General features: G+C 73.0%; 11 protein-coding genes. 7 read left to right on the forward strand and 4 right to left on the reverse strand.

Features of this window, described 5'->3' with window-relative positions; all coding sequences use genetic code 11:
* Window positions 1–14 precede the first annotated feature (14 nt).
* From ODJ79_RS15445 to ODJ79_RS15475, 7 genes are all read left to right on the forward strand, one after another.
* Entirely contained in the window at window positions 15–2762 is a 2748-nt protein-coding gene (locus ODJ79_RS15445; protein ID WP_263024131.1) for a DUF5691 domain-containing protein, read from the forward strand.
* The gene (locus ODJ79_RS15450; protein WP_263024132.1) at window positions 2759–3820 is read left to right on the forward strand and encodes an ATP-binding protein; all 1062 of its coding nucleotides are present in this window, start codon (window positions 2759–2761) and stop codon (window positions 3818–3820) included. Before ODJ79_RS15445 ends, ODJ79_RS15450 begins: the two co-directional genes overlap by 4 nt.
* Entirely contained in the window at window positions 3813–5978 is a 2166-nt protein-coding gene (locus tag ODJ79_RS15455) for a DUF5682 family protein (protein ID WP_263024133.1), read from the forward strand. The genes ODJ79_RS15450 and ODJ79_RS15455 overlap by 8 nt, the downstream gene beginning before the upstream one ends.
* Window positions 5975–7156 carry a VWA domain-containing protein gene (locus ODJ79_RS15460; protein ID WP_263024134.1) on the forward strand — a complete coding sequence of 394 codons (1182 nt, stop codon included), beginning with the start codon at window positions 5975–5977 and terminating at the stop codon, window positions 7154–7156. The genes ODJ79_RS15455 and ODJ79_RS15460 overlap by 4 nt, the downstream gene beginning before the upstream one ends.
* Window positions 7157–7166: 10 nt before the next feature.
* Complete coding sequence (locus ODJ79_RS15465) at window positions 7167–7943, forward strand: class I SAM-dependent methyltransferase (RefSeq protein ID WP_263024135.1); 777 nt, start codon at window positions 7167–7169, stop codon at window positions 7941–7943.
* A gap of 93 nt (window positions 7944–8036) precedes the next feature.
* Complete coding sequence (locus ODJ79_RS15470) at window positions 8037–8477, forward strand: nitroreductase family deazaflavin-dependent oxidoreductase (protein WP_263024136.1); 441 nt, start codon at window positions 8037–8039, stop codon at window positions 8475–8477.
* A 71-nt stretch (window positions 8478–8548) separates the two neighbouring features.
* The gene (locus ODJ79_RS15475) at window positions 8549–9694 is read left to right on the forward strand and encodes a DUF5925 domain-containing protein (RefSeq protein ID WP_263024137.1); all 1146 of its coding nucleotides are present in this window, start codon (window positions 8549–8551) and stop codon (window positions 9692–9694) included.
* Window positions 9695–10084: 390 nt separating this feature from the next.
* Here the strand turns inward: ODJ79_RS15475 and ODJ79_RS15480 are convergent, their stop codons facing one another.
* The 4 genes from ODJ79_RS15480 to ODJ79_RS15495 are packed head-to-tail and all read right to left on the reverse strand — an operon-like array spanning window position 10085 to window position 12928.
* Window positions 10085–11506 carry a multicopper oxidase family protein gene (locus tag ODJ79_RS15480; RefSeq protein ID WP_263024138.1) on the reverse strand — a complete coding sequence of 474 codons (1422 nt, stop codon included), beginning with the start codon at window positions 11504–11506 and terminating at the stop codon, window positions 10085–10087.
* Entirely contained in the window at window positions 11503–11931 is a 429-nt protein-coding gene (locus tag ODJ79_RS15485) for a hypothetical protein (RefSeq protein WP_263024139.1), read from the reverse strand. Before ODJ79_RS15485 ends, ODJ79_RS15480 begins: the two co-directional genes overlap by 4 nt.
* A 20-nt stretch (window positions 11932–11951) precedes the next feature.
* A complete protein-coding gene (locus ODJ79_RS15490; protein ID WP_263024140.1) occupies window positions 11952–12524 on the reverse strand; it encodes a TetR/AcrR family transcriptional regulator in 573 nt (190 codons plus the stop codon).
* A gap of 17 nt (window positions 12525–12541) precedes the next feature.
* The gene (locus tag ODJ79_RS15495) at window positions 12542–12928 is read right to left on the reverse strand and encodes a PPOX class F420-dependent oxidoreductase (protein WP_263024141.1); all 387 of its coding nucleotides are present in this window, start codon (window positions 12926–12928) and stop codon (window positions 12542–12544) included.
* Between the last annotated feature and the right edge of the window lie 151 nt (window positions 12929–13079).

Below are 13079 nucleotides of genomic sequence, written 5' to 3' on the forward strand. Positions count from 1 at the left end.
ACTAGGGTTTGCCCGTGCCCGTTGAGCGATGGTCCGTTCCCCAGGTCGAGGCCCTGGCCCCCGACGCCGCCTCGGTGAAGGCCGCGCGCGGCCTCACCTTCGCGGCGTCCGGCCGGCTCGACGAGATCCTTTGGGGAGTGTGCCGCGGCTACCAGGTCTGTGCCGACCTGGCCAGGCCGGCGTTCCGGTGCTCGTGCCCGAGCCGCAAGATCCCTTGCAAGCACGCGCTGGGCCTGCTCCTGCTGTGGGCCGAGTCCGATGTGTCGTCCGCCGAGGCGCCGGCGTTCGTTCGCGAGTGGCAGGCGGCGCGGGCCGCCTCCGCGGCGCGGCGGCGCAGTCCCGCCGGGCCCCCCGACCCGGTGGCCGCGGCCAAGCGGGTGGAGCAGCGCGCCGAGCGCGTCGCGGGCGGCATGGCCGAGCTGAGCCGCTGGCTCGACGACCAGGTGCGGCACGGCCTGGCCGGCTCCCAGCGCAGCGGGCCGAAACCGTTCGACGTCATGGCCGCCCGGCTGGTGGATGCCCAGGCCCCGACCGCGGCGAACGCGGTGCGCCGGCTCGGCGGCATCGCCGGTGTGGGGCCGCAGTGGGCCGACCGCCTGCTCGGCGAGCTCGCGTTGCTGCGCCTGCTGGTCGCCGGGTACGAGCGGCTCGACCAGCTGCCGCCCGAGCTGGCCGCGACCGTCCGTTCCCGGATCGGGTTCCCGGTCGCCACCGACGACGTGCTGGCCGGCCCCCGGGTCGCCGACCGCTGGCAGGTGCTCGGCCAGGTCGACGCCGACGACGGCGCGCTGACCACCCGGCGCACCTGGCTGCGCGGCGCCGCCACCGGCCGGTTCGCGCTGGTCCTGGCGTTCGCCGCGCCCGGCGTGCCGCTGGTGTCCGATCTCGTCCCGGGCACCGAGTTCCGCGCCGACCTGGCCTTCTACCCCGGCGCCGCGCCGCTGCGCGCCCTGGTCGCCGAGCGGCACAGCGCCGCCGAGCCGTTCGCCGAGCCCGATGGCGCGCAGCGGCCGGCCGAGGCGCTCGCCGGCTGGGCCGGCACGGTCGCCGCCGAGCCCTGGCGGTCCGACGCGCCCGTCCTGCTCGGCGGGGTGACCCCGAGCGAGGACGGCTGGCTGGTCGACGAGTCGGGCGCCGCCCTGCCGCTGGCGGCCGGGCATCGCGAGCCGTGGTGGCTGCTCGCGGCGGCGGGCGCCACCCCCGCCACGGTGGCCGCCGAGTGGTCGCCCACCGGCCTGCGGCCGCTCGCCGCCTGGGTGGCAAGCGGCTTCGTGCCGGCCGGCGTGCCGGTGCCTGATCCCGGCGCCGCACGGCACCCGGAGATGCCGCCCGAGCTGCTGGCCGCCGCCCTGGTCGGCACCGACCGCCGCCCCTGGTCGGGTGGTTCCCTGCTGGATTCCGCCGCGGTCGCCCTCGCCCGGCGGCGGGCCGGCGTCACGCCCGCGCACGGGCATGCGCCGATTCCCGCCGCTCCCGCCGAGATCACTCCCCCGCTGCCCGCCGCGTCCGGCGCCCGGCTGATCCGCATCCTCGGCGACGGCGTGCCCGGGGGCGCCCAGATCGCGCACGAGCTGCTGTCCCAGTGGCTGGAGGCGGCCGCGGCCAAGGGCGGCCACGTGCCCCCGGTCGTGCTGCCCGCCCTGCTCGACGCGGGCCGGCGCAACTCGCTGATCCGCCCGGCGCTGGCCCAGGTCGCCGGCCGGCGCGGCGCCTGGCTGGCCGGGATGCGGGGCGACTGGCGCTGGCTGCGCGACGAGACGGTCGCGGCCACCGCCGGGGAGACCGGCGCCGCCTGGGAGACCGGCACCATCGGGGAACGGCTGGGCTACCTCATCGAGCTGCGCCGGGCCGACCCCGCTCGCGGCCTCTCGCTCCTGACCCGGTCGTGGCCGCACGAGTCGTCGGACGATCGGGCCCGGTTCGTGGCCGCACTCGCGACCGGGCTGAGCCTCGCCGACGAGCCGTTCCTCGAGCAAGCCCTCGACGACCGCCGCAAGGAGGTCCGCGAGTCCGCCCTCGACCTGCTGCGCAGCCTGCCCGGCTCGTCGCTCGGCAAGCGGATGGCGCAGCGCGCGGCCGCGGCGGTCCGGCGCGACCCGAACGGCTGGCTGCTGGTGACGCCGCCGGAAGATCTCGACACCGGCATGCGCCGCGACGGCATGGCCGCCACCCCGGCCCGCGGCCTCGGCGTCAGCGCCTGGCTGCTGGAGGAGACGCTGGCCGGCGCCCCGCTCGACACCTGGTCCGACCCGGCCACCATGCTGCGTCTGGCCCGCGGCAACGACTGGGAGTCGGCGCTGCTGCACGGCTGGGCCAAGGCCGCCATCGCCCAGCGCGACGCCGCCTGGGCCACCGCGCTGATCGACGAGGCGGCCGCCGCCCTGCGCGAGTCGGTCCGGTGGGACCTGCACCTGGTGATCCCGCCGGACGAGCTCGGCCGGCTCGCCGCCGACGCGCTGCGCCGCGAGGACGGCATGGCCCACCGGCTGCTCTCCATCCACCCCGGCCGGTGGCCCGACGAGCTGTCCACCGCGGTGCTGGAGACCATCGCCCACCGCGCCCGCACCGACCGGCACACCTGGCAGCTCGGCGAGCTGTGCCGGTCCGCGGCACTGGCCATGCCCCCGGCGTGGGCCGACCCGGTCGGCCGCCTCGCCGCCCAGCTCGACCAGGACCCGGCCGACCAGTCGCGGGCGCGGCCGGTCGCCGAGCTCGCCCGCACGCTCACCTTCCGCCACGAGATGCTCCAGGAGTTCCAGTGACCGCTCTGCGCCCGCACGCCGAGGACCAGTACGCCGAGGAACTGGCCGAGCTCGCCCGCGACGACGACCGGCCCCGGCCGCCGGGCTGGCGGCTCTCGCCCCACGCCGTGGTGACCTACCTGCTCGGCGACGGCGCGAAGGTCACGCCGAAGTACGTCGGGCCGCGCCGGCTGATCGAGGTCGCGGTGGCCACCCTCGCCACCGACCGGGCCCTGCTGCTGCTCGGCGTGCCGGGCACCGCCAAGACCTGGGTGTCCGAGCACCTCGCGGCGGCGATCTCCGGCGACTCGAAGCTGCTCGTGCAGGGCACCGCCGGCACCGCCGAGGAGGCGATCCGGTACGGGTGGAACTACGCCCGCCTGCTCGCCGAGGGGCCGAGCGAGGCGGCGCTGGTGGAGAGCCCGATCATGCGGGCCATGCGCACCGGCTCGATCGCCCGGCTCGAGGAACTGACCCGGGTGCCGTCCGACGTGCAGGACGCGCTGATCACCATCCTGTCCGAGAAGACGCTGCCGGTGCCCGAGCTGAACACCGAGGTGCAGGCGCAGCGCGGGTTCAACCTGATCGCCACGGCCAACGACCGCGACCGCGGGGTGAACGAGCTGTCCAGCGCGCTGCGCCGCCGGTTCAACACGGTGGTGCTGCCGGTGCCCGCCTCGGCCGACGAAGAGGTGGAGATCGTGGCGCGCCGGGTCGCCGAGCTCGGCGCCGCGCTCGACCTGCCCGCGGTGCCGACCGCGATCGAGGAGATCCGGCGCGTGGTGACGGTCTTCCGCGAGCTGCGTGGCGGGCTGACCGAGGACGGACGCACCAAGCTCAAGTCGCCGACCGGCACGCTCTCCACGGCCGAGGCGATCTCGGTGCTCACCAACGGGATGGCGCTGGCCGCGCACTTCGGCGACGGCACGCTGCACGCGAGCGACGTGGCGGCCGGCATCGTCGGCGCGGTGGTGAAGGACCCGGTGTCCGACGGCGTGGTCTGGCGGGAATACCTGGAGACCGTCGTCCGCGAGCGTCCCGACTGGATCGACTTCTATCGGGCCGCCCGCGATGCCTGAGCGGCTCTACGGGATTCGGCACCACGGTCCGGGCTCGGCCCGGGCGGTGGTGGCGGAGCTGTCGCGCCGGCCGCCGTCGATCGTGCTGATCGAGGGGCCGCCGGAGGCCGATTCCCTGGTGGAGTGGGTTCGTCATGCCGATCTTGAACCGCCGGTCGCGCTCCTGGGATATGCGCCCGACGATCCACGGCGGGCGGCCTTCTGGCCGTTCGCGGTCTTCTCCCCGGAGTGGCAAGCGCTCACCTGGGCGGTGGCCGCGGGCGTTCCCGTGCGGTTCTTCGACCTGCCGTTCGCCTTCCGGCTGGATAGATCCGACTCGCAGGAATTGAGCCGCCCGGTCGACCCGATCGGCGAGCTGGCGAACGCGGCCGGCTACGACGATCCCGAGCGCTGGTGGGAGGACGTGGTCGAGCACCGCGGCATGCCGGCCTTCGAGGCGATCGCCGAGGCGATGACCGCGATCCGGGACGACTCCCCGGAGGACCCCGACGATCTGGTCCGCGAGGCGTACATGCGGACCGTCCTGCGCGAGGTGCGCAAGACGCACGACGAGATCGCGGTGGTCTGCGGCGCCTGGCACGTGCCGGCGCTGGCCCGCAAGGTGACCCAGAAGGACGACACCGACCTGCTTCGGGGCCGGAAGAAGGGCAAGGTCGCGTTCACCTGGGTGCCGTGGACGTACGGGCGGCTGGCCTCCTGGTCCGGCTACGGCGCCGGGGTGCGCTCGCCGGGCTGGTACCACCACCTGTTCACCTCGGCCGACGAGGTGGTGCCGCGATGGCTGGTGGACGCGGCCGGGGTGCTGCGCGCCGAGGGGGTGCCCACCTCGTCGGCGCACGTCATCGAGGCCACCCGGCTCGCCGAGGCGCTCGCCACGCTGCGCGGCCGGCCGCTCGCCGGGCTGGCCGAGGTGACCGAGGCGGCCGAGGCGGTCATGTGCGACGCCGAGCCGCTGCGGGTCGAGCTGATCAACAAACGACTGGTGGTCGGCGAACGGCTCGGCGGCGTGCCCGAGGACATGCCCGCGGTGCCGCTCGCCAAGGATCTGGCCGCCCAGCAGCGCACCGTGCGGCTGAAGCCGGAGGCTCTCGAGCGGGCGCTCGACCTCGACCTGCGCAAGGAGACCGACCTCAGGCGCAGCCGCCTGCTGCACCGGCTGCGCGTGATCGGGGTGCCGTGGGGCGAGCCGGCCGCGTCCGGCCGGGCCTCGACCGGCACCTTCCGCGAGGAGTGGAAACTGCGCTGGCAGCCCGAGTTCGCGGTACGGCTGGTCGAGGGCAGCATGTTCGGCACCACGGTGGCCGCCGCCGCGACGGCGAAGCTGACCCGGGCGGCCGCCGACGCGGAGACGCTTGCCGACGTGACCGGGCTGGTGGAGACCTGCCTGCTGGCCGACCTCGCGGAGGCGTACCCGCCGGTGCTGGCCGCGCTCGACGCGCGCGCGGCGCTGGACGCCGACGTGGGGCACCTGATGGCGGCGATCCCGGCGCTGGCCCGCACGCTGCGCTACGGCGACGTCCGGCGTACCGACGTGGCCGGGCTGGCCGCGGTGACCACCAGCCTGCTCGGCCGGGTGTATGCGGGGCTGCCGTCCGCGGTGGGCTCGCTCTCCGACGAGGCCGCCAAGATCCTGCGCGACCGGATCGACGGCGTGCACGCGGCGATCGGCCTGCTCGACGACGAGGACGCCCGTGCACGCTGGCTGAGCACGCTGGCGTCGGTAGCCGGGCGGGCCGACCTGCACGGGCTGCTGGCCGGGCGGTTGACCCGGCTGCTGCTGGACGCGGGCCGGCTGGACGCGGCCGAGGCGCGCCGGCGGCTGCGGCTGCCGCTGACCGTGGGCACGCCGCCCGCGCACGGCGCCGCCTGGGTGGAGGGATTCCTGGCCGGCGGCGGCCTGCTGCTGGTGCACGACGACGCACTGCTCGACCTGCTCGACGGGTGGTTGGCGGACATCCCGGCGGACGCGTTCGACGCCGTGCTGCCGTTGCTGCGCCGCACGTTCGGCGCCTTCGAGGCCGGGGAGCGACGGGCGATCGGCGAGAGGATCGCGGGTGGCCGCCCCGGTGGCGCCGAGACGAACGGCCTCGGCTTCGACGACTCGCGGGCAGATCTTGTGATGCCGACCCTTCGTCTGCTGCTGGGGAGGGAGCTATGACCGATTCATCCGGCGAGCGGGCGCGGCGCTGGCGGATGGTCCTGGGCGGACCGGCCGACGAGTCGCTGGGCAAGGCCGAGGGCCGCGACGGGCAGATGGACGCCGCGATGGCGGCCCTCTACGACTCCGGCGCGCCCGGCGAGGGCGAGACGAGCGGCAGCAAGCGCTCGGCCGGCCTCGGCGGCTCGGCGCCCAAGGTGGCCCGCTGGCTCGGCGACATCCGCGAGTACTTCCCGAGCACCGTCGTGCAGGTCATGCAGTCCGACGCGATCGAGCGGCTCGACCTGACCCGGCTGTTGCTCGAACCGGAGATGCTGGCCGCGGTCGAGCCGGACGTGCATCTGGTCGGCACGCTGCTCTCGCTCAACCGGGTCATGCCGGCCAAGACCAAGGAGGCCGCCCGCCAGGTGGTGCGGTCGGTGGTCGAGCAGTTGGAGAAGCGGATCACGCAGAAGACCCGGGCGGCGATCAGCGGCGCGCTCAACCGGGCGTCCCGGATCAACCGGCCCCGGCACGCGGACATCGACTGGGACCGCACCATCCGGGCCAACCTGCGGCACTACCAGGCCGACCTGCGCACCGTGATCCCCGAGCGGCTGGTCGGCTACGGGCGGCGGACCACCGCCGTGCAGCGGGACGTCGTGCTCTGCGTGGACCAGTCCGGGTCGATGGCGGCGTCGGTCGTGTTCTCCGGGGTGTTCGCGGCGGTGCTCGCCTCGATGCGGTCGCTGCGCACGTCGCTGGTCGTCTTCGACACCGCCGTGGTGGACCTGACCGACCAGCTCAGCGACCCGGTGGAGGTGCTGTTCGGCACCCAGTTGGGCGGCGGGACCGACATCAACCGGGCCATCGCGTACGGCCAGCAGCTGATCACCAGGCCGCGGGACAGCATCTTCGTGCTGATCAGCGACCTGTACGAGGGTGGCGTCCGGGAGCAGATGCTGCGCCGGGTCGCCGAGATGACCGCGGCCGGGGTGCAGGTGGTGGTGCTGCTGGCGCTCTCCGACGAGGGCGCACCGGCGTACGACCACGACAACGCGGCGGCGCTGGCGGCGCTGGGCGTGCCGGCGTTCGCGTGCACGCCCGACGCGTTCCCCGATCTGATGGCGGCGGCGATCGAGCGGCGGGACCTCATGGCATTCGCGGCCCGGCTTGAGACGAGCCCGCCAGGTAACTAGCGTAGAGGGTATGACTGCTTACATCTGGCAGGAGAGCTGGGACCGTCAGCAGACGGCATTCATGCCCGACCGGGAGGAGCGCTTCGCGGCGATGCTCACCGCGGTCGACGCGGTCACCGACGGGCGGGCGCCCAGGGTGCTCGACCTGGCCGGCGGCACCGGCACGATCGCGCTGCGCACGCTGGCCCGCTTCCCGGACGCCGAGGTGACCGTCCTCGACCAGGACCCGGTGCTGCTGACGATCGCGGGCGCCACCCTCGCCGGGCGGGCCACGATCATCGACGCCGACCTCGGCGACCCGGGCTGGCGGGCGAAGCTGCCGGGCGAGACCTTCTCCACCGAGGCCGGCGACCCGGGCGCGTTCGACGCCGTGCTCACCGCCACCGCGCTGCACTGGCTGCCGGCCGAACGGGTAGCCACGCTGTACGGCGAGATCCGCGAGGTGCTACGGCCGGGCGGGATCTTCGTGAACGCCGACCACATGCCGGAGGAGTCGCTGCCCACGCTCTCCGAACGGTTGCGGGCGCGGGGGCGGCAACTGCGCGAGGAGCGGTACGAGTCCGGCGCGGCCACCTCGTGGGCGGAGTGGTGGCGGCGTGCGGCGGCCGACGAGGTCCTCGGGCCGAAGGTGATCGAGCGGGAGCGCATCTACCCCTCGGTCTCGCACGACCAGGAGTGGACGCCGCCCGCGCTCTGGCACGTCGACGCGCTGCGGGTGGCCGGCTTCGCCGAGGCCGGCGTGCTGTGGCGAGGCGGCACCGACGCCGCGGTGGCCGGCCTGCGGTGACCGCGCGAACCGACGCGGTCTGCATAAAATTCCTCGCGCGCCGGTGAGGCAACTCTCGCCAGGAAGCCGCCCCGACCTGCCTAAGGTGATCGCATGCCATTGAGTGGTGAATATGCTCCGAGCACGTCCGGCTGGGCGCGCGATCAGGCCGAGAAGATCGAGTCCACGAACGGCGCCGAGGGCACCAGCATGCGCGGGATGCCGGTCATCGTGCTGACCTCGCGTGGCGCGAAGACCGGCAAGCTGCGCAAGACCGCTCTGATGCGGGTCGAGCACGACGGCCAGTACGCCGTGGTCGGCTCGCTGGGCGGGGCACCGAAGAACCCGGTCTGGGTCTACAACGTCCGCGCCGAGCCACACGTCGAGCTCCAGGACGGTCCGGACAAGCACGACTACGTCGCTCACGAGACCAACGGCGACGAGCGTGCGATCTGGTGGCAGCGGGCCGTCGAGGCGTACCCCGACTACGCCGACTACCAGAAGAAGACTGACCGCGTCATCCCGGTGTTCGTGCTGACCAAGACCAACGCCTGAGCCCAGTCCCGATCGGACCAACCTCGGGAAAATAGGCTGCCACCCGGACATCGATGGCCGATCATGGCCTTATGCGCACACCCCATCAGTCCGTGGACCGGCATGCCGGACGCGCCGTGGAGCCGGCGGTCACGCCCCCGGCTTCCACGACGCTGCCGCTGTCCGGTTCGGTCGACGATGTCGACCGACTGGTGGACGTGGTGGACCTGCTCGCCCTGGACGCGTTCGTCACCGGGCGGGAGCCGTACGGCCGCAGCAAATACCTGGAGAACGTACGCGCCGACGCGCCGCTGACCACCGAGGACGCCCGCCTGCTGCGGGACGCGGTGGAGGACGACGCGCAGGGCCGGCTCGCCGTCGGCGAGGGCTGGACGCTGCACGTGACGCGCTGGAAGCAGAGCCGCCGGGCCCGGGTGACCGTCACCGCCGTGAGCGCCGAGCTCGCCGAGTCGGTGCTGGACGCGGCCACGGCCAACGCGGTCGAGGAACCGGCGCCGGCGGACGACAGCGTACCCATCGGATTCTGGCATTTCGGTCCGCACGGACCGCGACGTGTGCAGCGAGAGATCGACGCGGCGCCCTGGGAGAAGATCCAGGCGAACTATTCGCGGCCGGTCGCGCGCACGCTCGAGCGGCTGATGTCGCTGGACGGCTCGGTCGTGCCCGGGCGGCTTCTGCTGCTGCACGGCGAGCCCGGCACCGGCAAGACGACGGCGTTGCGGGCGCTCGCGCAGCAGTGGCGGTCGTGGTGCCAGGTGGACTGCGTGCTCGATCCGGAGCGGCTGTTCAGCGACCCGGCGTACCTGATGAGCGTGGCGCTGGGCAGCGGTGACGACGACGAGCCGCGCTGGCGGCTGCTGATGCTCGAGGACTGCGACGAGCTGGTCAGCGGCGAGGCGAAGGCGAGCGCCGGCCAGTCGCTGTCCCGGCTGCTCAACCTCACCGACGGCCTGCTCGGCCAGGGCCGGCACGCGCTGATCGCGATCACCACGAACGAGGACCTGGCCACGCTGCACCCCGCGGTGATCCGCCCGGGGCGCTGCCTGGCCAGCATCGAGGTGGGCCGGCTGCCGTACGCCGAGGCGGCCGCCTGGCTGGGCTCGGGCGGCGGCATCGGTTCGGACGGCGCCACCCTCGCCGAGCTGTACGCCCTGAGGACCGGCGCCAAGCCGGTCACCGTGCCCACCACACCGCCCGCGACCGGCATGTACCTCTGACGAGGATTGACCGACACAGCACCACCAGCTGATGACAAGTTGTGCGCGCGAGCCCACTACCAGCGATGCGGCCCTCGCCAGACACGACTTTGCAGACCGTGATCTCCCGATTGGAGGGCGGCGCGGTTACACCAACGCTTCCCCTCCTGCACCGCCTTGCCGGTGCGCTGGAAGGCGAGCTGGACCTCAAGATCACGGGCACCAGCACTCGCGCCGAGTTCCCCGTTGCTTCTTAGCGAATGCAACGGCGTCGACCCGGACGTGCCACCCTCGCCGAGCCGTCCGCGTTGAAGACGGGCGCCCTGCCGGTCACAGCCCTTCGAGGCGCGTTCGGGCCCCGCGGGTCGACGGGTCGCCCAAGAGTCATCGCCTGCTGACGGGCGGAGCGGCTTATTCGGGCTGGTTGCCGGCTACGTCGCCGATTTTGTAGGGGGTGGCTACGCCGGTGTAGGCGAGGTGGGCGAGCAGCCCGTCGGCCGCGTGTTTCAGGTTGTGGCAGTGGTCGACCCAGATGCCGGGGTTGTCGGCGACGAAGGCGATCTCGTACGTCTCGCCGTCGCCGACGTCCAGGGAGTCGAACCACCACGGGCTGCCGGTCGCGGCCACCCCGTTGCGGCTGAGCACCACGGCGTGATGGCCGTGCAGGTGCATCGGGTGGACCTCGCCGCTGTCGTTGGAGATCGTCATGCGTACGGTGTCGCCGACGGCCACCATGAACATCGGCACGTCGGGGAAGAGGTGCCCGTTGATCGACCACCAGAGGCCGGGCTTGCCGTCGAGGAAGCCCGCCGTGCGGCCGATGCGGTAGTCGAAATTCCGGTTCGCCTTGGCGGGGTCGAACCCCAGCGGGGCTTTTGTGCCGTACGTCAGAAAGTCGAGCACCGCTTTAGGCTCGTTTGTCGCCTTTAATCCGCCGGCCACGAGCGCCGCCCCGGCACCGACATCCACTCTTGCCCCCGACGCGGGCATCGTAAAGGCGAGATCAACGCGCCCACCCGCCGTGACCGTAACGGATTTATCCGAGATATCGGTTGATCCGTGCACGTCGCGCCCGTCGATCGCCGCGACCCGGTAGGGCACGCCGGTGACCCAGGCCCGCAACGGCCCGGCATCCGTATTGATCACCCGCGCTCGGACCAGCTGGCCCGGGCGGGCGCTCAGCGGCGACTCCCCCGCCACCCCGCCGATCGTCCGGCGGCCGTCGTAGGTGTGCACCTCGACGACCTGGTCGATGCCCTCGGCGAAGACCGGCTCGGTCACCACGAACGCCCCGAACAGCCCGTCCCGCACCTGCACGTGCGACACCTGGTGGGAGTGGTACCAGTACGTCCCCGCGTCCTGCGCCACGAACCGGTAGACGTAGCTCTGCCCCGGCTGCACCGCGTCCTGCGTCACGCCGGCGACGCCGTCCTCCGCGTTCGGCACGTCGACGCCGTGCCAGTGCAGCGTCACGCCGTCCGAGACGTTGTCGTTGACCAGCGTCACCTGAACGAGCTGCCCCTTCTTCGCCCGGATCTCCGGGCCGGGGGTCTGGCCGTTCAGCGTGTAGCGACCGTCCTTCTCCTTGCGGGCCGTGAGCGTCACCGCCACCTCGGGGTCGCCGGTGCTCGGCCCGGTCAGCGTGGCGACGCTGATCGACCCGGCCCCGCCGTGCACGTGCCCGGCCTGCGGGCCGCCACCGTAGTCGGGGTAGCCCATCTCGGCCATGTCGTAGGTGGCCGGGACGAGGCTCCGCTGCCAGAAGTACGCCAGCGGTCCGAGGATCGCCACCGTCACCCCGACGGCGATGGCGATCTTGACGGGCTTTTTCAAGCCGCGACCGCGGCGCCGGCCTGCGGCGCGCCTGCCACCCGCGCCTGACGCATCGCCAGCGAGGCGACGGCGGCCAGGGCGAACGCGTTGATCGCGTGCAGCGCACCGACGATCGGCGCCGGGAAGCTCGCGTAGGCCAGCGCGATCTGCAGGACCATCACGCCGAACGTGATCCCGGCCCACTTCACCCCGCCCGGAATGCCCGCGAAGAACGACACGATCAGCAGCAGCAGGCAGATCAGCGGGACGACCATCTCGCCCACCACCTGGTGCACGGCGATGCCGGCGTTCGCCGAGTCCTTGGTGAACACCTGGCCGTCGTCGGTCTTGTGCAGGATGTCGAACAGGGCGTAGGAGATCGCCGCCGCCTGGACGACGACCCCGACCGCGATCAGCATGGCGAGAATCCGATACACCGCGCGCACGACAATTCCCCTCGACGGGCCTACGTTTCCTGCGGCACATCCTGCCCCTCGGGTACGACAAGACGCACGAGGGCCCTCAGGAAACGCTCAGTGTCGACCTCGTGCGGGTGCCGGCCGCCGTACACGTCCGCCATGATCCAGTAGTGGCTGACCGCGGCCATGACGACGGCGGCGAGCGCCTCCGGGTCCCGCTCCGCGGGCAGCTCCGCACGAAGGAACGAGGTTACGGCCAGGTGCGTCCGGCGCAGCTCCCGCTCCCGTACGAGGTCAAGCAGGTCGGGAAAGGACGCCAGGTCGCGCAGCAGCAGCCGGTTGACGTCGCGCTCCTGCTCGAGGCGGGCGAGCCCGGCCCGCGCCACCGCGAGGAAGCGCTCTCGTGGGTTTGGCGAAGACGGCCCGTCGGCCAGGTAGTCGACCAGCTCCCGGCCCGCCGAGGCCTGCCGCTCCAGGCCCTCCTCGAGCACCGCCCGCTTGCTCTTGAAGTGCCGGTACAGCCCGCCCGCGCCCGCCGACAGCCCGGCCGCCGCCTCGATCTGGGCGATCGTGGTCGCGTGGTAGCCCTGCCGCCCGAACAGGTCCATCGCGGCGGTCACGATCGTGTCCTTGGTGCTCAGTTCCGCTCCAGCGTCAGCTCGTAGAACAGCGTCCGATACCCCTTGCGGCGGTGGAAGGCCGGCACCAGCCGCCCTTGCAGCAGCGGATGCTTGCGCGCGAGCAGTTTCCCGGCGCGCTCGGCCTCCGCGCTCTCCCCGTCAAGCAAAGTAGCCCGTCCGGTCACGAACTCCCCGGTGACCCTCCCGCGCATCGTGCACGGCGCGACTCGCACGTCCGGGAAGTTGCGCAGGCGCTTGGCCTTCCCGGATGCGTCGTACGACTTGAAGAACCCACGCCCACCGTCCACGACCATGTTGACCGGCGTCCCCACCCAGCTCCCGTCCCGTTTCCGCGTCTCCAGCAGCAGGTAGCGCTCCCGCCCCAGCTCCTCGATCGTCGTCATCGCACTCTCCCGATAGCTCGCTGCCACAAGTAAGTAACTACTTACGACGCTAGCCCGCCTCTCCTCGCCGCGCAAGTAAGTACTTACTTCCAAGCCAAAACCGACATAACCTCCTAAGCCGTACGCGCGACAGCGCCCCACCGGCAGCCCG

Source organism: Actinoplanes sp. KI2, assembly GCF_025630775.1.
Classification (GTDB): domain Bacteria; phylum Actinomycetota; class Actinomycetes; order Mycobacteriales; family Micromonosporaceae; genus Actinoplanes.

Coding starts and splice junctions, on each gene's coding strand:
- ODJ79_RS15460 (WP_263024134.1), top strand. CDS start 5,975: ATGACCGATTCATCCGGCGAGCGGGCGCGGCGCTGGCGGATGGTCCTG.
- ODJ79_RS15470 (WP_263024136.1), top strand. CDS start 8,037: ATGCCATTGAGTGGTGAATATGCTCCGAGCACGTCCGGCTGGGCGCGC.
- ODJ79_RS15455 (WP_263024133.1), top strand. CDS start 3,813: ATGCCTGAGCGGCTCTACGGGATTCGGCACCACGGTCCGGGCTCGGCC.
- ODJ79_RS15495 (WP_263024141.1), bottom strand. CDS start 12,928: ATGACGACGATCGAGGAGCTGGGGCGGGAGCGCTACCTGCTGCTGGAG.
- ODJ79_RS15465 (WP_263024135.1), top strand. CDS start 7,167: ATGACTGCTTACATCTGGCAGGAGAGCTGGGACCGTCAGCAGACGGCA.
- ODJ79_RS15475 (WP_263024137.1), top strand. CDS start 8,549: ATGCGCACACCCCATCAGTCCGTGGACCGGCATGCCGGACGCGCCGTG.